This is a genomic window from Croceibacterium ferulae, assembly GCF_003660445.1.
GTDB lineage: Bacteria > Pseudomonadota > Alphaproteobacteria > Sphingomonadales > Sphingomonadaceae > Croceibacterium > Croceibacterium ferulae.
The window spans coordinates 190,070-211,943 of the sequence record NZ_QZVQ01000007.1 but is presented as its reverse complement, the minus strand read 5'-3'; the positions used below and the strand labels follow the sequence as shown (position 1 = coordinate 211,943).

At 67.3% G+C, this 21,874-nt stretch carries 24 protein-coding genes; 20 read left to right on the top strand and 4 right to left on the bottom strand.

What is annotated here, in order from left to right; genetic code table 11:
- Window positions 1-14 precede the first annotated feature (14 nt).
- The 9 genes from trmD to D5S08_RS09825 all read left to right on the top strand — a co-directional run bounded on the left by trmD (window position 15) and on the right by D5S08_RS09825 (window position 8,439).
- Entirely contained in the window at window positions 15-743 is a 729-nt protein-coding gene (trmD, locus tag D5S08_RS09865; RefSeq protein WP_121118004.1) for a tRNA (guanosine(37)-N1)-methyltransferase TrmD, read from the top strand.
- A gap of 15 nt (window positions 744-758) precedes the next feature.
- Window positions 759-1,124, top strand: coding sequence for a 50S ribosomal protein L19 (rplS, locus tag D5S08_RS09860; RefSeq protein ID WP_039094391.1), 366 nt, complete (start codon window positions 759-761; stop codon window positions 1,122-1,124).
- A 143-nt stretch (window positions 1,125-1,267) separates the two neighbouring features.
- The gene (locus tag D5S08_RS09855) at window positions 1,268-3,526 is read left to right on the top strand and encodes a S9 family peptidase (protein ID WP_121118002.1); all 2,259 of its coding nucleotides are present in this window, start codon (window positions 1,268-1,270) and stop codon (window positions 3,524-3,526) included.
- 87 nt (window positions 3,527-3,613) lie between these two features.
- Window positions 3,614-4,639, top strand: a complete 1,026-nt coding sequence (locus D5S08_RS09850; protein ID WP_121118000.1) for an aspartate-semialdehyde dehydrogenase — start codon at window positions 3,614-3,616, stop codon at window positions 4,637-4,639.
- 8 nt (window positions 4,640-4,647) lie between these two features.
- Entirely contained in the window at window positions 4,648-5,190 is a 543-nt protein-coding gene (locus D5S08_RS09845; protein WP_121117998.1) for a hypothetical protein, read from the top strand.
- A 98-nt stretch (window positions 5,191-5,288) separates the two neighbouring features.
- A complete protein-coding gene (locus D5S08_RS09840; RefSeq protein ID WP_338322966.1) occupies window positions 5,289-5,756 on the top strand; it encodes a GFA family protein in 468 nt (155 codons plus the stop codon).
- A 209-nt stretch (window positions 5,757-5,965) separates the two neighbouring features.
- Window positions 5,966-6,700 (top strand): alpha/beta fold hydrolase, encoded by a 735-nt coding sequence (locus tag D5S08_RS09835; RefSeq protein ID WP_121117994.1) that lies wholly within the window; start codon window positions 5,966-5,968, stop codon window positions 6,698-6,700.
- Complete coding sequence (locus D5S08_RS09830; RefSeq protein ID WP_121117992.1) at window positions 6,697-7,878, top strand: RsmB/NOP family class I SAM-dependent RNA methyltransferase; 1,182 nt, start codon at window positions 6,697-6,699, stop codon at window positions 7,876-7,878. Before D5S08_RS09835 ends, D5S08_RS09830 begins: the two co-directional genes overlap by 4 nt.
- 60 nt (window positions 7,879-7,938) lie before the next feature.
- Entirely contained in the window at window positions 7,939-8,439 is a 501-nt protein-coding gene (locus D5S08_RS09825) for a tetratricopeptide repeat protein (protein ID WP_121118168.1), read from the top strand.
- Between the two features lie 4 nt (window positions 8,440-8,443).
- On the opposite strand, the gene D5S08_RS09820 is transcribed toward D5S08_RS09825, so the two are convergent.
- On the bottom strand, window positions 8,444-8,926 hold the full coding sequence (locus D5S08_RS09820; RefSeq protein WP_121117990.1) for an RNA pyrophosphohydrolase: 483 nt from the start codon (window positions 8,924-8,926) through the stop codon (window positions 8,444-8,446).
- An 80-nt stretch (window positions 8,927-9,006) separates the two neighbouring features.
- On the opposite strand from D5S08_RS09820, the gene D5S08_RS09815 reads away from it, so the two are divergent.
- Both D5S08_RS09815 and D5S08_RS09810 read left to right on the top strand, forming a co-directional pair.
- A complete protein-coding gene (locus tag D5S08_RS09815) occupies window positions 9,007-9,924 on the top strand; it encodes a metal-dependent hydrolase (RefSeq protein ID WP_121117988.1) in 918 nt (305 codons plus the stop codon).
- A gap of 16 nt (window positions 9,925-9,940) precedes the next feature.
- Window positions 9,941-11,296, top strand: coding sequence for a cryptochrome/photolyase family protein (locus D5S08_RS09810; RefSeq protein WP_121117986.1), 1,356 nt, complete (start codon window positions 9,941-9,943; stop codon window positions 11,294-11,296).
- Here the strand turns inward: D5S08_RS09810 and D5S08_RS09805 are convergent.
- A complete protein-coding gene (locus D5S08_RS09805; protein ID WP_121117984.1) occupies window positions 11,293-12,018 on the bottom strand; it encodes an SDR family NAD(P)-dependent oxidoreductase in 726 nt (241 codons plus the stop codon). The genes D5S08_RS09810 and D5S08_RS09805 overlap by 4 nt on opposite strands.
- Window positions 12,018-13,502: an amidophosphoribosyltransferase gene (purF, locus tag D5S08_RS09800; protein WP_121117982.1), complete on the bottom strand. Its 1,485-nt coding sequence runs from the start codon at window positions 13,500-13,502 to the stop codon at window positions 12,018-12,020. Before purF ends, D5S08_RS09805 begins: the two co-directional genes overlap by 1 nt.
- A 154-nt stretch (window positions 13,503-13,656) precedes the next feature.
- Between purF and rfaE1 the strand changes: the two genes are divergently transcribed.
- Window positions 13,657-14,592 (top strand): D-glycero-beta-D-manno-heptose-7-phosphate kinase, encoded by a 936-nt coding sequence (rfaE1, locus tag D5S08_RS09795; protein WP_241557337.1) that lies wholly within the window; start codon window positions 13,657-13,659, stop codon window positions 14,590-14,592.
- Window positions 14,593-14,640: 48 nt separating this feature from the next.
- Here the strand turns inward: rfaE1 and D5S08_RS09790 are convergent, their stop codons facing one another.
- Complete coding sequence (locus D5S08_RS09790) at window positions 14,641-15,837, bottom strand: thiolase family protein (RefSeq protein ID WP_121117980.1); 1,197 nt, start codon at window positions 15,835-15,837, stop codon at window positions 14,641-14,643.
- 230 nt (window positions 15,838-16,067) lie between these two features.
- Between D5S08_RS09790 and ndhC the strand changes: the two genes are divergently transcribed.
- From ndhC to nuoF, 8 genes are read left to right on the top strand one after another with little or no spacing between them, the layout of a single operon-like run.
- Window positions 16,068-16,442: an NADH-quinone oxidoreductase subunit A gene (ndhC, locus tag D5S08_RS09785; protein WP_121117978.1), complete on the top strand. Its 375-nt coding sequence runs from the start codon at window positions 16,068-16,070 to the stop codon at window positions 16,440-16,442.
- 5 nt (window positions 16,443-16,447) lie between these two features.
- A complete protein-coding gene (locus D5S08_RS09780) occupies window positions 16,448-17,074 on the top strand; it encodes a NuoB/complex I 20 kDa subunit family protein (protein WP_241557336.1) in 627 nt (208 codons plus the stop codon).
- Window positions 17,071-17,973: an NADH-quinone oxidoreductase subunit C gene (locus D5S08_RS09775; RefSeq protein WP_121117977.1), complete on the top strand. Its 903-nt coding sequence runs from the start codon at window positions 17,071-17,073 to the stop codon at window positions 17,971-17,973. Before D5S08_RS09780 ends, D5S08_RS09775 begins: the two co-directional genes overlap by 4 nt.
- A complete protein-coding gene (locus tag D5S08_RS09770; RefSeq protein WP_121117975.1) occupies window positions 17,973-19,187 on the top strand; it encodes an NADH-quinone oxidoreductase subunit D in 1,215 nt (404 codons plus the stop codon). Before D5S08_RS09775 ends, D5S08_RS09770 begins: the two co-directional genes overlap by 1 nt.
- Complete coding sequence (locus D5S08_RS09765) at window positions 19,184-19,648, top strand: hypothetical protein (protein WP_121117973.1); 465 nt, start codon at window positions 19,184-19,186, stop codon at window positions 19,646-19,648. Before D5S08_RS09770 ends, D5S08_RS09765 begins: the two co-directional genes overlap by 4 nt.
- Window positions 19,641-20,324 carry a complex I 24 kDa subunit family protein gene (locus D5S08_RS09760; protein ID WP_121117971.1) on the top strand — a complete coding sequence of 228 codons (684 nt, stop codon included), beginning with the start codon at window positions 19,641-19,643 and terminating at the stop codon, window positions 20,322-20,324. The genes D5S08_RS09765 and D5S08_RS09760 overlap by 8 nt, the downstream gene beginning before the upstream one ends.
- Before the next feature lie 25 nt (window positions 20,325-20,349).
- Window positions 20,350-20,490: a hypothetical protein gene (locus tag D5S08_RS16915; RefSeq protein ID WP_175578918.1), complete on the top strand. Its 141-nt coding sequence runs from the start codon at window positions 20,350-20,352 to the stop codon at window positions 20,488-20,490.
- The gene (nuoF, locus tag D5S08_RS09755; RefSeq protein ID WP_121117969.1) at window positions 20,490-21,782 is read left to right on the top strand and encodes an NADH-quinone oxidoreductase subunit NuoF; all 1,293 of its coding nucleotides are present in this window, start codon (window positions 20,490-20,492) and stop codon (window positions 21,780-21,782) included. Before D5S08_RS16915 ends, nuoF begins: the two co-directional genes overlap by 1 nt.
- Window positions 21,783-21,874: the final 92 nt, after the last annotated feature.

Sequence of the window (21,874 nt, the reverse complement as noted above, 5' to 3'; positions counted from 1 at the left end):
CTAGGGCGGCGCGCATGACCTTCGCTGCCACCATCATCACCCTGTATCCCGACATGTTCCCCGGCCCGCTCGGCCAGTCGCTGGCGGGCCGGGCGCTGGCGGAGGGGACCTGGTCGTGCGAGCCGGTGCAGCTGCGCGACTTCGCGACGGACAGGCACCGCACCGTGGACGACACGCCGGCGGGCGGCGGTGCGGGCATGGTGCTGAAGGCGGACATCCTGGCAGCTGCGATCGACGATGTGCGCGGCCGGCGACCCGACTGTCCGGTGCTGGCGATGACCCCGCGCGGCCGCCCGATCACGCAGGCGCGCATCCGCGAGCTGGCCAGCGGACCCGGCGTCACGGTCCTGTGCGGCCGGTTCGAGGGGTTCGACGAGCGGATCTTCGAAGGGCGGCAGGTGGAACAGGTCAGCCTGTCGGACATCGTGCTGTCAGGCGGGGAGACGGCGGCGATCGCCATTCTGGATGCTTGCATTCGCCTGTTGCCCGGCGTAATGGGCGCGGCTTCCAGCGGGGCGGAGGAATCCTTCGAGGAGGGATTGCTCGAATACCCGCATTATACCCGACCAGTCGAATGGGAAGGGCGCACGATCCCCGAAGTGCTGCGATCGGGGGATCATGCGAAGATCGCGGCGTGGCGCAAGCTGCGCAGCGAGGAAGACACACGGTTACGCAGGCCGGACCTTTGGGAACGCCATGGTGGTGTTCGGGGCCAGCCTGCCTCTGGCGCGCGGCACGATTGATGAGGACTACGGACCATGGGTCTGATCCAGGAACTGGAAGCCGAAGCCATTGCCCAGCTGAGCGAAGGCAAGGACATCCCCGAATTTCGCCCCGGTGACACGCTGCGCGTAGGCGTGCGCGTCGTGGAAGGTGAGCGCACCCGCGTGCAGAACTACGAAGGCGTGTGCATCGCGCGTTCGAACCGCGCGATGGGCAGCAACTTCACCGTCCGCAAGATCAGCTTCGGCGAAGGTGTGGAGCGTGTGTTCCCGCTCTATTCGCCCAACATCGACAGCATCACCGTGGTCCGCCGCGGCGTGGTGCGTCGCGCCAAGCTGTATTACCTGCGCGGCCGCACCGGCAAGCGCGCCCGTATCGCGGAGCGCAAGGTCAACCCGTAAGGCTGATCTGCCCTGCAAGGGTTTTGAAGGGGGTCCGGTTGCCGAGAGGTGGCCGGGCCCTTTTTCTTGGCCCCCTTTCCCCACACCGCTTTCATGCGTAACCATGCCGCCTGCGTGAAACCGGAACGAGAGAATGCCCCCATATGCGTACCCTGATCGCCGCCCTGCTGCTTGCCTCCACTGCCGCCGCGCCCGTGCTGGCGCAGGAGGCGCGCATGACTGACGGGGCGCAGCAGCAGGCGGAGCTGACGCTGGAGCGGGTGTTCGGCAGCCCCAGCCTGAACGGCCCGGCGCCACGCGCGCCGCAGATGTCGCCCGATGGCCGGTTCCTGACGCTGCTGCGCAATCGCGAGGACGATCGGGAGCGCTACGACCTGTGGGGCTATGACCGCGAGAGTGCGGAGTGGCGCATGCTGGTCGACAGCGAGGCGCTGGGCAGCGGGCGCGCCTTGTCCGAAGCGGAGAAGATGCAGCGGGAGCGGCTGCGGATCGGCAGCCTGAAGGGCATCGTCGATTACCAGTGGGCCGCGGACGGGCAGGCGCTGCTGGTGCCGCTGGAGGGCGACCTCTATCTGGCGAAGCTGGACGGCACGGTGCAGCGGCTGACCGATACGGAAGAATCCGAGCTCAACCCCACGCTGAGCGAAACGGGTGCGTGGATCTCCTTCGTGCGCGACCGGCAGCTGTGGACGGGCAAGCTCGGCGAGCAGCCGAAGCCCGTCACCCCGCAGGAGGTCAGCGAGCTGGTCACCTGGGGCGAGGCGGAGTTCGTGGCGCAGGAGGAGATGGACCGGCACACCGGCTTCTGGTGGTCGCCCGACGACCGCCGCATCGCCGTGGCGCGGGTGGACGAGAGCCCGGTGGGCGTGGTCACGCGCGCGGCGATCGGCGCGACCGGCACGCGCGTCTATGACCAGCGCTACCCCGCCGCTGGCACGCCCAACGCCGATGTGCGCCTGTTCGTGATGAACCCCGATGGCAGCAGCCAGGTCGAGGTCGACCTGGGTGCGGACAAGGACATCTATGTCGCCCGGGTGGACTGGGCCCCGGATGGCAGCGCGCTGTACGTGCAGCGGCAGGACCGGCTGCAGACCAGGATCGACATGCTGAAGGTCGATCCCGCGACTGGCGCCAGCGAAGTGCTGTTCACCGAGCGGGCGGCCGAGGGGCACTGGATCAACCTGACCAACAATTACCGCTTCATGAAGGATGGCAGCCTGATCTGGTGGTCGGAACGGGACGGCTTCGGCCATCTGTACCGTTTCGCCGGGGGCGAGTGGACGCAGCTGACCGATGGCGAGTGGGTGGTCACGCGGCTGGTCGGCGTGGACGAGGATGCGGGCAAGGTCTATTTTACCGGCACCAAGGATGATGTGCTGGCGCAGCAGGCCTATGTGCTCGACCTGGCGAATCCGTCCGCGCAGACGCTGCTGACCGACAAGGCGTTCGCCAATACGGTGCAGATGGACGGCGCCGCGCGCAGCCTGCTGGTCAGCCGGTCCAGCGACACGCAGCCGGCGCAGACCTATCTGGCGGACACCAGCGGCGAGCGGCTGGCCTGGATCGAGGAGAACCGGTTGGATGCCGGTCATCCCTACGCCCCGTTCCTGGCGAGCCACCGGCCGACGACCTATGGCACGGTGCCCGCCGAGGACGGCACGCCGCTGCACTGGATGATGATCACGCCGGAGCTGGAGCCCGGCAAGACCTACCCCGTGTTCTTCCAGCATTATGGCGGCCCCGGCCCGCAAGGCGTGACGCGCGGCTGGAAGGGTGCGCTGGCGCAGGCGATCGTGGATCGTGGCTATATCTATTTCGAGCTCGACAATCGCGGCAGCGCCAACCGGGGCGTGGCGTTCGAGAAGCCGATCTACCGCGCGATGGGCACGGTGGAGGTGGCCGACCAGAAGGCCGGGGCCGAGTATCTGAAGACGCTGGACTTCGTGAACCCCGACAAGATCAGCATCTATGGCTGGTCCTATGGCGGCTACATGACGCTGAAGCAGCTGGCGGCCGATCCGGGCCTGTATGCGGCCGGTATCTCCGGTGCGCCGGTGACCCGGTGGGAGCTGTACGACACGCATTACACCGAACGCTTCATGGGCCTGCCGACCACCGATGCCGCCGCTTACGAGCGGTCCGCCGCGATCGAGGGAGCGCTGGGCATCAGCGATCCCATGCTGCTGATCCACGGCATGGCGGACGACAATGTGGTGTTCGAGAACGCGTCCGAGCTGATCGCCCGCATGCAGGGCGAGGCGGTGCCGTTCGAGATGATGCTGTATCCCGGCTACACGCACCGTGTGGGCGGGCCCAAGGTCAGCGTGCACCTGTGGAATTCGATCTTCGATTTCCTGGATCGCAATGGCGCCGGGCCGGAGACGGGCACTGCGGCAGAATAGCGCTGCTTGGGGGCGGACGCAGGCAATTTGTTTGCGCGCCGCCCCCAGTCGGCTATCGCGCGCGCCTGTCGAACTGAGGAGTAGGTGATGGGTTACCGGGTGGCGGTCGTGGGTGCGACGGGCAATGTGGGGCGCGAGATGCTCGCGATCCTGGCCGAGCGCGAGTTCCCGATGGACGAGGTGGCCGCGGTCGCCTCCTCCCGCTCGATCGGCCTGGAGATCGAGGTCGGCGATTCCGGCCGCAAGGTGAAGTGCAAGAGCCTGGAGCATTTCGACTTCACCGGATGGGACATCGCCCTGTTCGCGGCCGGCAGCGGCCCGACGAAGGAATATGCGCCCAAGGCCGCGGCCGCCGGGTGCGTGGTGATCGACAATTCCAGCCTGTACCGGATGGATCCGGACGTGCCGCTGATCGTGCCGGAGGTGAACCCGGATGCGATCGACGGCTACACCGCGCGCAACATCATCGCCAATCCCAACTGTTCCACCGCGCAGATGGTGGTGGCGCTGAAGCCGCTGCACGATGCGGCCGGGATCAAGCGGGTGGTGGTCAGCACCTACCAGTCGGTCAGCGGTGCGGGCAAGGCGGGCATGGACGAGCTGTTCGAACAGAGCCGCGCCATCTTCGTCGGCGACCCGGTGGCACCGGCCAAGTTCACCAAGCAGATCGCCTTCAACGTGATCCCGCATATCGACAGCTTCCTGGACGACGGTTCGACCAAGGAAGAATGGAAGATGGTGGTCGAGACCAAGAAGATCATGGGCTCCGCCATCAAGGTCAACGCCACCTGCGTGCGCGTGCCGGTGTTCGTTGGCCATTCGGAATCGATCAATATCGAGTTCGAGCGCGAGATCACTGCCGAACAGGCGCAGGACATCCTGCGCGAGGCGCCGGGCATCATGCTGGTCGATAAGCGGGAAGATGGCGGATATGTCACCCCGGTGGAGGCAGCCGGCGACGGCGCGACCTATGTCAGCCGCGTGCGCGAGGATCCGACGGTGGAGAACGGGCTGAGCCTGTGGTGCGTCAGCGACAATCTGCGCAAGGGGGCGGCGCTGAACGCGGTGCAGATCGCGGAGCTGCTGGGCCGGCGGCACCTGAAGAAGGGCTGATCACCCGGATGCGTGTGCATCGGGGCGCCGCTCCCTGTGCGGTGGCGCTCCTGCTGGGTGCCTGCGGGGAAGAGCCGCCACCTGCCCCGACCTATGATCTGATGCTGGATGCGCAGGGCGTGGTGTTTGCCGGCAGCGACGGCAGCCGCGCCCGGTTTCCATTCGGCACCGCCCGCGCCGAGGTCGAGCAAGCCGCGGCGGCGGTGTATGGCGCCGAAGCCGCGCGCCGGTCTGCGGGCAGCAAGTGTGATGCCGGGCCGATGGCGTTCACCAGCTACGGTCCGCTCCAGCTTGGCTTCCAGCAGGAGCAGCTTGCCGGCTGGACCATTCGGGCCGGAGCGACAGCTGCGACAGAGGGAAGCATCGCGCCGGGCATCACCCGGGCCCAGCTTGAAGAGCTGACCCCCATCTACACGTCCCCGGACCCGGCGTTGCCCGGCGAATTCCGGTACGGCACGCCAAGCGGGGCGATCCACGGCGTGCTGGCAGGCAGCGGACCGCAGGCACGGGTGGCGGCGCTGTTCTCGGGAACGGTTTGCCGCTCCCGCTGACCGTCGGTTGTTAGCAATGAAGGCTGCCTTCCCAAAATGGGACAAACACAGGCCCGGCGCGCACCTCTGGGAACTACATCCCCCTTCGCCGATCCTGTATGCTCGACGTTGGAGGTCTCGAAATGGAACGGATGAGCGGCGGATGCCAGTGCGGGCGAGTGCGCTTCACTGCCGATGTCGAACCAGGTGACGCTTATGCCTGTCACTGCGGAATGTGCCGCAAGGCAACCGGCGGCGCCTGGGCGGCGCTGGTCGGCGTGGAGATGGACAGCATACGCTGGGATGGCAAGCCGGACTGGCACCAGTCCTCTGCCATCGCGCACCGACCGTTCTGCAGCCATTGCGGCACGCCGCTGGGGTTCGCCTATCTGGAAGACATGTCCAGGATCGATCTGACGATCGGCAGCTTTGACGAGCCGGCACGGTTCCGGCCGGGGAAGAACTTCGCCGTGGAAACCATGCTGCCGGACTGGGCCGACATCACGCACCTGCCGGGACAGCGCAGCGACGAGAATGTCGATTTCGTGCGCCGCTGGCACGAAGCGGGCGTCGAGCCCGCGGGCTAACGGCCGCGCGGGGGCGGCACAGCCCTGCATGCACCAGCCCTGCATGCACCAGCACTGATCCGGCCATCGTTCCCGGCATGATGCCGAAGGCGGGCCGCACGGCTTGTCATGGCCGACGCGAAGCGCCATGCGGGGGCGACGCCGCCGCAGCGCAGCGTGGTGCGCGGCAGCAAGCTGGGAGATCGAACGTCGTGAGCGTGGTTACGCAGATGGTGGCAGGCCATGCCGGCACAAGGCTGGCGGTGCATCGGCTGGGAGAGGGGCGCCCGGTGCTGCTGCTGCACGGCCTGTTCTCCAACGCGGCGACCAACTGGATCAAGTTCGGCCACGCGCAGAAGCTGGCCGATGCGGGTTTCGAGGCGATCATGCCCGACCTGCGCGCGCATGGCGACAGCGAGGCTCCGACCGATCCCGCCGCTTACCCTGCGGGCGTGCTGCTGCGCGACGTGGGTATGCTGGTCCAGGCGCTGGAGCTGGAGGATTTCGACCTTGTCGGCTTCTCGCTGGGTGCGCGGACCAGTGCCGGCGCGGTGATCGGCGGTTTGCGGCCGCGGCGGCTGGTGCTGTCGGGCATGGGGCTGACCGGCCTGACCGGGTGGGACCGGCGGGCGGCCTTCTTCATCGATGCGATCGACCGGTTCGACGATGTGGTGCGGGGCGACCCCGCCTGGCTGGCGGTGCAGTTCATGCGCACGATGGGCGTCAACCGTGCGGCGGCGCGCCTGCTGCTGACCAGCGTGGGCGATATCGAGCCGGCGGAGCTGGCGGCAGTCGCCATGCCGACGCTGGTGCTGTGCGGGACTGAGGATCGCGACAACGGTTCGCCCGAGGAGCTGGTCGCGGCCTTGCCTGACGGGAGCCAAAGCGAGGTGCCGGGAACGCATATGAGCAGCGTGACCTTTGGTGCGCTGGGTCAGGCGATCGTGGATTTCCTGGCGCGATGACGCCGGCTGCGCGGATTGCCGCTGCGATCGAGGTGCTGGATCTGGTGATCGCTGCCGCGCGGGGGCAGGGGGCCCCGGCGGACCGGTTGCTGGGCGAATGGCTGCGGCAGCGGCGCTTTGCAGGATCGAAGGACCGGCGCGCCATTCGCGAGCTGGTCTATCAGGCGATCCGCGCCTGCGGCCCTGTCCCGGAAAGCGGCCGGGCGGCGATGCTGCGGCTGGCTCAGCTGCAGCCGGAGCTGGCCGCATCGTTCGACGGATCGAACTATGGCCCGGCGCCGATCGCTGCCGGCGAACCGGTTGCGGCGGGCGGCGTGGCGCCGGAATGGCTGGCGGCGCGGCTGGCCTCTGCCGGAATCGACGGTGCCGAGGCGGAGGCGTTGCTGGAGCGCGCGCCGCTGGACGTGCGGGTCAATGCGCTGAAGACGACCCGCGCGACGGTGGACCTGCCGGAGCCGGGAGAGGCGTTGCCCACGCCGCAGGGCCTGCGCCTGCCGGCCGGCACTCCGGTGGAGCAGTGGGACGCTTATGCGCAGGGGCTGATCGAGGTGCAGGATGGCGGCAGCCAGCTGGTGTGCGAGGCGGTGGCCTCGCAAGGTGGCGAGACGGTGATCGACCTGTGCGCCGGGGCGGGCGGCAAGACGCTGGCGCTGGCGGCAGCGATGGGAAATGGCGGCACGCTGGTCGCCGCGGATACGGATCGCACACGGCTGTCGCGGCTAGGCCCACGGGCGGAACGCGCCGGGGCGAAGGTGGACAATGTGGTGCTGCTGAACCCGGGGCAGGAACTGGCCGCATTGCAGCCGTGGGTCGGCCAGGCGGATGCGGTGCTGGTGGATGCGCCCTGTTCGGGCACGGGAACCTGGCGCCGCAATCCGGAAGCACGCTGGCGCCTGACCCCGGCCGAGCTGGAGCGGCTGGTGGCGTTGCAGGGGCGGCTGCTGGCGCTGGCCGCACAGCTGGTGAAGCCCGGCGGGCGGCTCGTCTATGTCACCTGCTCGCTGCTGGACGAGGAGGGCTCCGGGCAGGTGAGCCGGTTCCTGGACGGGCAGCCGGACTGGTCGGCGCAGGAGGTGGCGTTGCCCTGCGGCACTGCGCGCGGCGACGGGGTACGTTTGACACCGCATACCGATGGCACCGACGGTTTTTTCGTCGCGCGTCTCGGAAAGAGGTGGTAACTCGATCGTTCCATGGCTGTCAGCCGCCTCAAACGTCGATCCGCGCTCCAGGAGTTCGTGATGCGCTTCACCCCCGCCGCCCTTGCCTTGTCGCTGCTGGTGGCGGTGAGCGCCAGCGTGGGCCATGGCGCCACGCACGATCCCGATCCGCGTGCCGCCGCGCTGGTCGCGCAGGGCCGCAGCGCGGCGGATGCGGGCGACCTGCAGGCGGCGATCGACGCGTTCGAGGCGGCGCTGGTGGTCGATCCGGCCTTTACCGGCGTCTATCTGGACCTGGCGGGCGCCGCCCGGCAGCAGGGGCTGCAGGGCAAGGCGATCCATTATTATCGCGAGGCGCTGGAGCGTGAGCCCGGCAACCTGGCGGCCATCAGCGGCGAAGGGGCCGCTCTGGTGGAAAAGGGCGCCGTCGCCAAGGCGGAGCGTAACCTGGCGCAGCTGCAATCGCTGTGCGGCGGCGGCTGCACGGAGGCCGAGCGGCTGGCCGCCGTGATCGCGCAGGGCCCGCCGGTGCAGACCGCCGAGGCGGCGCTGCCCGACACCAGCGGCGTGACCCAGAACTAGGCAATCACAGCAGGTCGCGGAAGCCTTCCACGACGGTGCGGTAGATGTCGCGCTTGAACGGCACGATCATCTCCGGCAGCAGCTCCGGCTCGACCCACTTCCATTCGCAGAATTCCGGGTGCTTGTGCGCGTCGAGGTCGATGTCGCTGTCGGCGCCGGTGAAGCGCACCAGGTACCAATATTGCCGCTGGCCGACATAGCGCCCGCCCCACAGCTTGCCCTGCAGCTCCTCCGGCAGTTCGTATAGCAGCTCTTCCGGCAGGCGGTGCAGGATCTGGAGGTGGTCCGGCCGGGCGCCGGTCTCCTCCGCCAGCTCGCGCAGCATGGCGGTGTCCAGATCTTCGCCCGGGTCGACCCCACCCTGCGGCATCTGCCAGCGATCGCCTTCCTTGTTGTCGATCCGCTTGCCGACAAAGGCCTCGCCCTCGCCATTCACCAGCATGATGCCCACGCAGGGGCGGTACTTCGCGCGATCTGTTTCGGTCATCAGCCACGGTTAGGCGAGCCGGGCTGCAAAAGCCAGATTGCCGCTTTGCCAAGCTCGCGCGAAATGTGCCAAGCACGGCCATGGACAATCTCACGCACAGCCTGGTGGGCGCGCTGATCGGGCAGGCCGGGCTGAAGCGGCGGACGGGCCTGGCCATGCCCGCGCTGATCATCGGTGCCAACATTCCCGACATCGACGCGAGTTGTGTGATGCTGGGCGATATGCAGCATCTGGCGCTGCGGCGCGGCCTGACGCACGGACCCATCGCCATGCTGGTGCTGCCGCTGGTGCTGGCGGGCGGGTTGTGGTGGTTCGACCGCTGGCAGGCAAGGCGTGGCAAGCGGCCGGCGGGGCGCCTGCCGGTGCGGTTCGGCTGGCTGTGGGCGTTGTCGCTGATCGCCTGCCTCAGCCATCCGGCCTTCGACTGGCTGAACTCCTATGGCGTGCGGTTGCTGGAGCCGTTCGGACATCGGTGGTTCCATGGCGACGTGATCTTCATCATCGACCTGTGGCTATGGCTGGGCATGGGCGGGACGGTCTGGTGGTCGCTGCGGCGGGAGCGGCGCGGCGGGGAGTGGCGACGGCCGGCGCGGATCGGGATGGCGGCGGTGCTGGCCTATATCGGGCTGAATGCCGGCATCACCTGGGCCAACGAGCGTCACGCCAAGCTGAGCGCACCCTATCCATTGGTGGCGATCGCCAATGAAGTGCCGGTGGCGTTCTGGCGGCGGGAGATGATCATCGGCAATGGCGACGGGCTGTGGCAGGTGGACGGGCAGCCGGTCGGGGCCATCAGGCTGGCGCAATGCAATCTGGCGGCGGCGCGGCGGCGGGACCGGGCGGTGGACGCCTTCCTGTTCTGGTCGCGCGCGCCGCTGATCCTGCGCGAGGGGGATTCCTTGCTGCTGGGTGATGCCCGGTTCGCCAGCGGAATGGCGCGCGGGCGCTTCACGGTTCCGTTGCCGGCGGGTACCTGCGGGGAACAGGCTGGCGGCTGACCCCGTTCGGCCATCCATGAACCGACCCCACATCGTCTGGCTGCGGCGCGACCTGCGGCTTGCGGATCAGGCCGCCCTGTTCGCCGCCGCCGAGACCGGGCCGGTGATCCCGGTCTATGTGCTGGATGACGAGCGGCCGGGCGAACGTCGGCTGGGCGGGGCATCACGCTGGTGGCTGCATCATTCGCTCGCCGCGCTGGACCGTGCGCTGGCGGAGCAGGGCAGCAGGCTGGTGCTGCGGCGCGGTGACGCGGTGGCGGAACTGTGCCGGCTGGTGGAGGAGACCGGCGCGGCGGGCGTGCATGCGCTGCATCATTACGAGCCCTGGTGGCGGCCGGCGGAGGCCGAACTGGCGGGGCGGGTCGAGCTGCAGTTGCACGATGGCAATTACCTGATGCCGCCGGGCAGCGTACTGACCGGGGGCGGGCAACCATACAAGATCTACACCCCGTTTGCTCGTGCCCTGCAGCGTGACCTGCCGCAGCAGGCGCCGCTGCCGATCCCCGATCTGGCTGCGCCCGAGGCCTGGCCGCGATCGGACCGGCTGGCAGACTGGCACCTGCTGCCGACGAAGCCCGACTGGTCCGCCGGGTTTGCCGAAGCGTGGGAGCCGGGCGAAGCGGCGGCGCACCGCCAGCTGGCGCAGTTCGCCGACCATGCCGATCGGTACCGCGACGAGCGCAACCTGCCTTCCACCGAAGGGTCCAGCCGCCTGTCGCCCCGGCTGCATTGGGGCGAGCTGTCGCCGGCGCAGGTGTGGCGTGCGCTGGAAGGGCAGGACGGAGACGGGGTCGAAACCTTCCGCAGCGAACTGATCTGGCGCGATTTCACGCAGAACATCATCCTGAGCTTTCCCGATTACCAGACGCAGAACTACCGCGAGCAATTCGAGCGCTTCCCGTGGCGGTATGACGAGGCGGATATCCGCGCCTGGCGGGAAGGGCGCACCGGATATCCGATCGTGGATGCCGGCATGCGGCAGCTGTGGCAGAGCGGCTGGCTGCACAACCGGGTGCGAATGATCGTCGCCAGCTTCCTGATCAAGCATCTGCTGATCGATTGGCGCGTGGGGGAACGCTGGTTCTGGGACACGCTGGTGGATGCCGATTGCGGCAACAATGCGGTGAACTGGCAATGGGTCAGCGGCACGGGCGTGGATACGCAGCTGTTCACGCGCATCATGGCGCCGCTGACGCAATCGGTGAAGTTCGAGGCCGGCGATTATATCCGCCGCTGGGTGCCGGAGCTGGCGGATGTTCCTGACGCGGTGATCCACGATCCGCCGGAAGGGGCTTACCTGCCGAAGATCATCGGCCACCGCGAAGGGCGGGAGCGGGCGCTGGCGGCCTATCGCAGCCTGCGCGAGGATTAACCCTCGACGCGTTCGCGGTGGTGGTTCGGGAAGTCTTCCGCCAGCAGCGCGGCGATGCGCGCGGCGACGGCTTCGGGCGGCTTCACGTCCTGCGGATCCTCGCCCGGGAAGGCGCGGGCGCGCATGCGGGTGCGGGTGGCGCCGGGGTCCACGATGGCGACGCGGGTGCCGGAGATGCGCTCGACCTCCTGCCCGTACGTATCCACCAGCACCTCCAGCGCGGCCTTGCTGGCGGCATAGGCCCCCCAATAGGCGCGCGGCGCGGTGGCGACGGAACTGGTGAGCGCGATCACACGGCCCGCCGGGCTACGGCGCAGCAGCGGATCGAACGCGGCGAGCAGCGCCTGAGGAGCGAGCAGATTGGTGGTCAGCGCCTGGTTGAACGCCTTGCCCTCGATCTGCGCCACGGGCGTCAGCTGCGGCAGGAGCGCGGCGTTGAGCACGAGAATGTCGAGCCGGTCCCACCGTTCCGCCACTGCGCCGGCGAGCCGGGCGATCGAGTCGCCCTCGGTCAGGTCGAACGGGGCGATGGTGGCGGTGCCCCCGGCCTGGTGGATGGCATCCTCCACCCCCTCCAGATCGGTGGCCGACCGCCCGCTGAGCAGCACATGCGCGCCCGCCGCGGCGAGTGCCTGAGCGGTGGCGGCGCCGATGCCGCGGCTGGATCCGGTGACATAGGCGATACGGCCGGCGAGCGGGCCTTGCTGCACGGGATCGGCCATCAGGCGACCTTGTCGACCGGCTTGCTGATGGGGAAGGGAAGCTGCTTTTCCAGCCCGCGCCGGTCCTGCAGGTCGGTCAGCGCGGTGGGGTAATCGCCCGTGAAGCAGGCGTCGCAATATTGCGGGCAGGCATTGTTGCGGGAGGCAAGCCCGACCGCGCGATACAGGCCGTCTATCGAGACAAAGGCGAGGCTGTCCGCCTGGATGAACTCGCACATCGCGGCCACGTCCATCCGGCCGGCCAGCAGCTTGGACCGTTCCGGCGTGTCGACGCCATAGTAGCAGCCATGCCCGGTGGGCGGGCTGGCCACGCGGAAGTGCACCTCCTTGGCGCCGGCATCGCGCATCATCTGCACGATCTTCAGACTGGTGGTGCCGCGCACGATGGAATCGTCGATCAGCACGATGCGCTTGCCTTCCACCAGCTTGCGGTTGGCGTTGTGCTTGCGCTTCACCGATGCATGGCGGACGCTGTCCGACGGCTGGATGAAGGTGCGCCCGACATAGTGGGAGCGGATGATCCCCAGTTCGAACGGGATGCCCGATTCCTGCGAATAGCCGATCGCCGCCGGTACGCCGCTGTCGGGCACGGGCACCACGATATCGGCCTCTACCCGCGATTCCCGCGCCAGTTCCACGCCGATCGCCTTGCGCGATTCGTACACGGAACGATCGTCCAGGATCGAATCCGGGCGGCTGAAATAGACGTGCTCGAAAATGCAGGGGCGGCCATTGGGCGTGCCGAACGGGCGGTGGCTGCGGCGGGTGCCGTCGAAATCTACTTCCACGAATTCGCCGGGTTCGATCTGCCGTTCGAACTCGGCGCCGACCACGTCCAGCGCCACCGTCTCGCTGGCGAACACGGTGGCATCGCCCAGCCGGCCCATCACCAGCGGGCGGATGCCCAGCGGATCGCGGCAGGCGGCCATGCCGCGCGGGGTCATCACGATCAGGGCATAGGCGCCTTCGACCAGCCGCAGCGCATCCACCAGCTTGTCCAGCATGGTGGGGTAGCGGCTGGTGGCGACGAGGTGGATGATCACCTCCGTATCGCTGGTCGACTGGAAGATGGCGCCCTTCTGCACCAGTTCCTGCCGCAGGTGCCGGGCGTTGGAGATGTTGCCATTATGCGCCACGGCAAAGCCGCCGCTGGCCAGATCGGCATACAACGGCTGCACATTGCGCAGGCCGGCGCCGCCTGTGGTGGAGTAGCGTACATGCCCCGCCGCCATGGAGCCAGGCAGTTCGGCGATCGATTCGCCGGTCGAGAAGTTCTCCGCCACATGGCCGAGGCCGCGGCGGGTGTAGAACTCCGCCCCGTCGAAACTGGTGATGCCGACCGCCTCCTGCCCGCGATGTTGCAGGGCGTGGAGACCGAGGGCGCAGGCGGCCGCAGCCTCCGGTGCACCGATGACGCCGAAGACGCCGCATTCTTCGCGCAGCTTGTCGCCGTCCGCGTCCATGAAGGGATGGGTCAGGTTCATAGAACTCGCAGCAATGGTGTGGGGCGCAGGGCAGCCAATGGCGATGTTACGGCCCGATTACAAGCATGATGCGGCGAGAGTCTGCGGGCCGACCAGCTGGCCGCGCCCTTTTTCGCCGCTGGATCGTTGGGGCGGCAAATGGGAGGTTCAAAGCTTGAGCGCAATAGATCCCGCCGCATTGCGTGGCGCCCGGGTGCTGGTGGCCGGCGACGTCATGCTGGACCGGTACTGGCATGGCGAGGTCGAACGCATCTCGCCCGAGGCGCCTGTACCGGTGGTGCGCATGAATGCGGAGGAGCTGCGGCTGGGCGGAGCGGCCAATGTGGCGCGCAATGTCGCCGCGCTGGGCGCCGCCTGCACGCTGGCGGGAATCATCGGAGAGGATGAAGGCGGGGAACGGATCGCCGGGCTGCTGGCGCAGGCGGGGGTCACCGATGCGCTGGTGCGTGATGCGGTGGCGCCGACCACGGTGAAGCTGCGCATCAGCGGTCGCGGGCAGCAGATGTTGCGCGTGGATTGCGAGAGCGAGCCGTCCTGCGCGGCCTTGGACAAGCTGCATGATGCACTGGCCGGTCAGGTTGCCGGGTGCGGCGTGCTGGTGTTGTCTGACTATGCCAAGGGCGGGCTGGCGCGGGTGGGCGAGCTGATCGCGCTGGGCAAGGGGGCGGGGCGGCAGGTGCTGGTCGATCCCAAGGGGCGCGACTTCACCATCTATCGCGGCGCCGACCTGCTGACGCCCAACCAGGCCGAGCTGACCGCCGTGATCGGCCGGTGGGCGGACGAAGCGGAGCTGGAGCAGCGCGTGCGACAGCTGATGACGGAGCTGGAGATCGGCGCGCTGCTGCTGACCCGGTCCGAGCGCGGGCTTACGCTGTTCGATGCCGCCGGCCGGCATGACGAGCGCGCCACCGTGCGCGAGGTCTATGACGTGACCGGCGCAGGGGACACGGTGATCGCGGCGGTGGCGGTGCTGCTGGCGGCCGGTTGTCCGCTGCGGGTGGCAGCCGCGCTGGCCAACCGGGCGGGCGGGATCGTCGTGGGCCGGTTCGGGGCGGCGACCGTCAGTGCCGAGGAATTGCTGGAGGGCTGACCGGCGATCCGTGCCGGTCGGCCCTCCAGCCGGAGTGTCAGACGCGGATCAGCAGAGTTCCAGCGCGATGGCGGTCGCTTCGCCGCCGCCGATGCACAGCGAAGCGACGCCCTTCGTGCCGCCGCGCGCCTTCAGTGCCGCCAGCAGGGTGACGATGATGCGCGCACCGCTGGCGCCGATCGGATGGCCCAATGCGGTGCCGCCGCCATTCACATTCACCTTGTCGTGCGGGATGCCGATATCGCGCATGGCGAACATCGGCACGCAGGCGAAGGCTTCGTTGATCTCCCACAGGTCGACCTCGTCCACCGACCAGCCGGCCTTGTCCAGCAACGTGCGGATCGCGCCGACCGGGGCAGTGGTGAAGTCCTTGGGATCCTGCGCATGGGCGGCGCTGGCGATGATGCGGGCGATCGGCGACTTGCCCTGGGCCGTGGCGACGCTTTCGCGCGTGACGACCAGCGCGGCCGCGCCGTCGGAGATGGAGGAGGAGGTCGCCGCCGTGATGGTGCCTTCCTTGGCGAAGGCCGCCTTCAGGCCTGGGATCTTTTCCGGGTTCGCCTTGCCGGGCGCCTCGTCCCGGTCGACCGTCACCTCGCCCTTGCGGGTCTTGAGGGTGACGACCGCGATCTCCTCGTCGAAGTGACCGCCGTTGATCGCCTCGTTCGCGCGCGACAGCGAGGTGATGGAGAAATCGTCCATGTCCTTGCGGGTCAGCTGGTATGCATCCGCCGTGCACTGGGCGAAGGCACCCATGGAAGCGCCCTCGTCGTAAGCATCCTCCAGGCCGTCCAGGAACATGTGGTCATAGGCCTTGTCGTGGCCGATGCGCGCGCCGCTGCGGTGCTTCTTCAGCAGATACGGCGCGTTGGTCATGCTCTCCATGCCGCCGGCCACGATCAGGTCCGCATTGCCGGCGGCAAGCGCGTCGGCCGCCATGATCACCGTCTGCATGCCGCTGCCGCAGACCTTGTTCACGGTGGTCGCCTGCACGGATTGCGGCAGGCCCGCCTTCAGCGCGGCCTGGCGCGCCGGTGCCTGGCCCAGGCCTGCGGGCAGGACGCAACCCATATAGACCCGCTCCACCGCACCGCCGTCCACGCCGGCACGCTCGACCGCGGCCTTGACCGCCGTGGCGCCAAGGTCGGTTGCGGAAGCGTCGGCCAGCGCGCCCTGCATGCTGCCCATGGGCGTGCGGGCGTAAGACAGGATCACGATCGGATCCGCTTGGTTGAAGGTGGCCATGGCGCAGCAATCCTCTTGGGTGTTAGTTCGACAGCTATGCTAGGGACGGCGGGCGGCCGGCGCAACGGCCTTGGCCGCCAGCCCGTTCCGGATGATTTTCGCAAAGCATTCGCAACAAGGCCGCGGGCCTTGAACGTGCTGCGGCGCGGGACTAGGTGCGACGCGACAATCCAACTTTTCCGGGCGATTCAACCGGCAGCGATGCGCGGTGCCATGCCCCAAGGACAGCAATGGTCGACCTGAGCCAATATCTCCCGATCCTGATCTTCCTGGTGATCGCGGTCGGCCTGTCGGCCGCCTTCGTGTTCCTGCCGATGGGCGTTGCCCGCCTGACCGGGGCGCACAAGCCGAATGCCGAGAAGCTGAGCGAATATGAGTGCGGCTTCCCCGCTTTCGAGGATCCGCGCAGCCAGTTCGACGTCCGCTTCTACCTGATCGCGATCCTGTTCATCGTGTTCGACCTGGAGGCGGCCTTCCTGTTTCCCTGGGCGGTCAGCCTGGACCTGACCGGCTGGCCCGGCTGGATTACCATGATGGTGTTCCTGTTCGAACTGGCCATCGGCCTTGCCTATGCCTGGAAGAAGGGCGCGCTGGAGTGGGACTGAACGACATGATTACCGACAACCACGGCAAGCCCATCGGCCTGAACAGCGCACTGGACCGCCCGCTGTCCAATCCCGCCGGCACCACGGTGCGGGGCGACGCGCACAACCAGGTGCTGCATCCGGAGATCCGCCGGCCGGACGAAGGCTTCTACAACGACCTGTCGAGCGAAGTTTCGGACAAGGGCTTCCTGGTCACCACCACGGAAGACCTGTTCCAGTGGGCACGCACCGGCAGCTTGTGGTGGATGACCTTCGGCCTGGCATGCTGCGCGGTGGAGATGATCCACGTCAACATGCCGCGTTACGACATGGAGCGGTTCGGAGTCGCCCCGCGCGCCTCCCCGCGCCAGTCGGACGTGATGATCGTGGCCGGTACCCTGTGCAACAAGATGGCCCCGGCCTTGCGCAAGGTCTATGACCAGATGTCCGATCCCAAATATGTGATCAGTATGGGCAGCTGCGCCAATGGCGGCGGCTATTACCATTACAGCTATTCCGTGGTGCGCGGCTGCGACCGGATCGTGCCGGTCGACATCTATGTCCCGGGTTGTCCCCCAACGGCCGAGGCGCTGCTGTATGGCGTGATGCAGTTGCAGCGGAAGATCCGCCGTTCGGGGACGATCGAACGATGAGCACAGTTCTGCATTCCGCCCCCCGTTTCGTGACCGGTGCCGGCATGATGGAGGCCCTTGCTACCGCGCTTGGCGCCCACCTGGTGCGTGCGCAGGAAGAGCATGGCGAGATCCTGCTGACCGTACATCGCGATGCGGTGGAGGACGTGCTGCGCCTGCTGCGGGACGAGCACGAGTTCCAGCAATTGATGGAGATCGCTGGCGTCGATTTCCCCGGCCGGGCCGAACGGTTCGAGGTCGTGTACATGTTGCTGTCCGTCACCCGGAACACCCGGGTGATGGTCAAGGTCACCACGGACGAGGACCACCCGGTTCCCACCGTCACGACCCTGTGGCCGAATGCCGGCTGGCTGGAACGCGAGGTGTTCGACATGTTCGGCGTGCTGTTCGACGGCAACACCGATCTGCGTCGCATTCTGACCGATTACGGGTTCGAAGGGCATCCCTTCCGCAAGGATTTCCCGCTGACCGGCTACAATGAGATGCGCTATTCCGAAGAGGACAAGCGCGTCATCTACGAACCGGTCGAGCTGGCACAGGATTTCCGTTCGTTCGAGTTCACCAGCCCGTGGGAAGGTGCCGATTACGTGCTCCCGGGTGACGAGAAGGCTTCAGGGCCTTCGCCGGTGAACGAGGTCAAGGTGACGGAGAAGCGGGTCGAGACAGGCGCCGGCGACCCGGCCAACGTCAAGGCGGCGGAGCATGTGGCACGCGGTAGCGCGGACAGCACCGTGGCCGGGCAGGGCAATGGCGAACCCGTGCCGGAAGAGACCGGTATCAAGGCGCCCGGCGCGCCCGAGCCGACCGAGAAGCGCCCCGATCGCGCGGCGCGCGAGGAGGACGACGCAACCACTCCGGACGCGAGCGATCGCGCGACCGACAGCAAGGGCAGGGACTGATGGCCGGCCTCATCCAGGAGACCTCCCCCACTTCGGGTGACGAGGTCGTCAGCAATTACACGATCAATTTCGGCCCCCAGCATCCGGCCGCGCATGGCGTGCTGCGGCTGGTGATGGAGCTGGACGGCGAGATCATCGAGCGGATCGATCCGCATGTCGGCCTGCTGCATCGCGGCACCGAGAAGCTGATCGAATACAAGACCTACCTGCAGGCGCTGCCCTATTTCGACCGGCTCGATTATTGCAGCCCGATGTGCATGGAGCACTCCTATGTGCTGGCCGTCGAGAAGCTCCTCAATCTGGAGGTGCCGATCCGCGCGCAATATCTGCGGGTCATGTTCGCGGAATTGACGCGCATCAAGAACCACATGCTGAACCTGGGCAGCCACGTGATGGATGTGGGCGCGATGACGCCCAATCTGTGGCTGTTCGAGTTGCGCGAAGATTGCATGAACTTCTACGAGCGGGCGAGCGGCGCGCGCATGCACGCTGCCTGGTTCCGCCCGGGGGGCGTGCACCAGGACGTCCCGCTGAAGCTGCTGACCGACATCGGCGATTGGCTGGACACGCGCCTGCCGGAACTGTTCGAAGATGCGATGAGCCTGGTCGTCGACAACCGGATCTTCAAGCAGCGCAATGTAGATATTGCCGTCGTCAGCAAGGAAGACGCGCTGCGCTGGGGCTTCTCCGGCCCGATGATCCGTGCGGCAGGCATTCCGTGGGATCTGCGCAAGAGCCAGCCCTACGATGTGTACGACCGGATGGAGTTCGACGTGCCGGTGGGCACCAATTCCGACTGTTACGACCGGTTCATGGTGCGGGTGGAAGAGGTGCGCCAGTCCGCGCGCATCATCAAGCAGTGCCTGCGCGACATGCCCGACGGCCCGATCGCCAGCAACGACCGGAAGGTGGCGCCGCCCAAGCGCGCCGACATGAAGCAGTCGATGGAAGCGCTGATCCACCACTTCAAGCTGTATACCGAAGGCTTCCACGTGCCTGCGGGCGAGGTCTATGTGGCGACGGAAAGCCCCAAGGGCGAGTTCGGCGTCTATCTGGTGAGCGATGGCGGCAACAAGCCCTATCGCTGCAAGATCCGGCCGACGGCGTTCAGCCATCTGCAGGCGATGGATTTCATGGCCAAGGGGCATATGCTGCCTGACGCCACGGCCATCCTTGGTGCGATCGACGTGGTGTTCGGGGAGTGCGACCGGTGAAGACCGTGCTCGCAGCCCTTGCGCTGTGTCTTGGCGCGGCACCTGCCATGGCGACGCCGGCGGAATTGATGTCGCCGGAGATGCGGAGCGCCATTACCGAATTGTTCGGCGCGCTCAATGCCGACACGCCGGCGCAGGGTGTCACCGGGCTTGATGCGGTGCTCTCCCCCTCTGCCGAGTTCAGGGAGGCCGGTCAGCCGATTTCCCGTGCGGAGTGGCTGCAGCGGCAGACCGACGGGTACATCTATAATGCGCGGATGGTCGTCGAAGATGCTTTCTGGACCGGCAATAGGCTGATCGTCGTGCAGAAGGCGCAGCCATTGAAGCATTATGAGCCGGGACCCTGCTGCCCGACCGAAAGCAGCTTCGTGACGACCTATCAGATCGACGCCGGCAAGGTAGTCCTCGTGGAAGCCTCCGGCCCGATCAATCGCCTTGCAAGTGGTATCTACAATGGCTGAACGCGCACCGCACCCTGACACTCCCGAACTGCGCGCCCGCTGGGGCAGCTTCGCCTGGACGGGCTCCAATGCCGAGAAGGTCCGAGAGATCATCGGCCGCTATCCGGAAGGGCGCCAGCGCTCCGCCGTGATGCCGCTGCTGGACCTGGCACAGCGGCAGGTCGGCGAGGAGACGCAGACGCAAGGGTGGCTGCCGATCCCGGTGATGGAATATGTCGCGGCGCAACTCGACATGCCGATCATCCGCGTGCTGGAGGTCGCGACCTTCTACATGATGTACAACATCGCGCCGGTCGGCCGCTATCACGTGCAGGTCTGCGGCACGACGCCGTGCATGCTGCGCAGATCGGACGACATCATGGATGCGTGCAAGGCGCGCGGCATGAAGAAGGGTCACACCACGCCCGACGGCATGTGGACGCTGAGCGAGGTGGAGTGCATGGGCAATTGCGCCAGCGCCCCCATGGTGCAGATCAACGACGCCAATTACGAGGATCTGACGCCCGCGCGGCTCGACGCCGTGCTCGATGCGCTGGCTCTGGGCGAAAGCCCGAAGGAAGGTACGCAGGATCCGGCGCGCCACACGGTGGAGCCGGTGGGCGAGCCGACCAACCTGGCCGCGATGATGCACGCCAATCACGATTACCGCAGCGAGTGGTCGACGGAACCGGCATGATGCGCACCGCCTGCGGGGGTTGCTGATGGACCCCATCATCCTGCTGATCGTCGCCATCGTGCTGATGGTGCTTGCGTGGAAGTTCCTCGCCGGTCTGGTGAAGACTGTGGTGCTGGTCGTGATCCTGATCGCGGCGGCCGTGTTTGTGTTTGGAGGGATCGGCTGATGCTCGCCGACAAGGATCGTATCTTCACCAACCTGTACGGTTTTCAGGACTGGCGCCTGCCGGCTGCGCAGATGCGTGGCGACTGGGACGACACCAGGGCACTGATCGGCCGGGGGCAGGACGCGATCATCAACGAGGTCAAGGCCTCCGGCCTGCGCGGCCGCGGCGGGGCGGGTTTCCCGACCGGCATGAAGTGGTCCTTCATGCCCAAGGAAAGCAAGGATGGCCGCCCGTCCTTCCTGGTGATCAATGCCGATGAATCCGAGCCTGGTTCGTGCAAGGATCGCGAGATCATCCGGCATGACCCGCACAAGCTGGTCGAAGGCGCGCTGATCGCCGGGTTCGCCATGCGTGCGCGGGCCGCCTATATCTACATCCGCGGCGAGTATATCCGCGAGGCGGAGGTGCTGTTCGCTGCCGTGGCGGAGGCTTACGCCGCCGGGCTGCTGGGCAAGAATGCGGCAGGATCCGGCTACGATTTCGACGTGTTCGTGCATCGGGGCGCGGGCGCCTATATCTGCGGTGAAGAAACCGCGATGATCGAAAGCCTGGAAGGCAAGAAGGGCCAGCCGCGACTGAAGCCGCCTTTTCCGGCGGGTGCCGGCCTGTATGGCTGCCCCACCACGGTGAACAACGTGGAATCGATCGCAGTCGTGCCGACCATCCTACGGCGCGGCGCGGCCTGGTTCTCCAGCTTCGGGCGGGAGAACAACAAGGGCACCAAGCTGTTCCAGATCAGCGGTCATGTGGAACGGCCCTGCGTGGTGGAGGAGGAGATGAGCATCCCCTTCCGCGACCTGATCGAGAAGCATTGCGGCGGCATCACCGGCGGGTGGGACAATCTGCTGGCGGTGATCCCGGGCGGCTCGTCCGTGCCACTGGTCCCGGCGGCCGAGATCATGGACTGCCCGATGGATTTCGACGGGCTGAAGGCGCTGGGCAGTGGTCTGGGCACCGCGGCGGTGATCGTGATGGACAAGTCCACCGATATCGTGCGCGCGATCAGCCGACTGTCCTACTTCTACAAGCATGAAAGCTGTGGCCAGTGCACGCCGTGCCGCGAAGGCACCGGCTGGATGTGGCGGGTGATGGAGCGGCTGCGCACCGGCGATGCCGAGGTCGGCGAGATCGACATGCTGTATGAAGTGACCAAGCAGGTCGAGGGGCACACCATCTGCGCCCTTGGGGATGCCGCAGCCTGGCCGATTCAGGGATTGATCAAGCACTTCCGGCCGGAGATCGAGCGGCGGATCAGCGACAAGACGATCACGATGCAAGAAGCGGCCGAGTAGCAATGCAAGTGCCGGGTGTGACATCCGGCACGAATTTGCAGGATAATGCGAGGCAATCGCGCTCCGTGCCGGTTTTGTGGGCGGATCACATT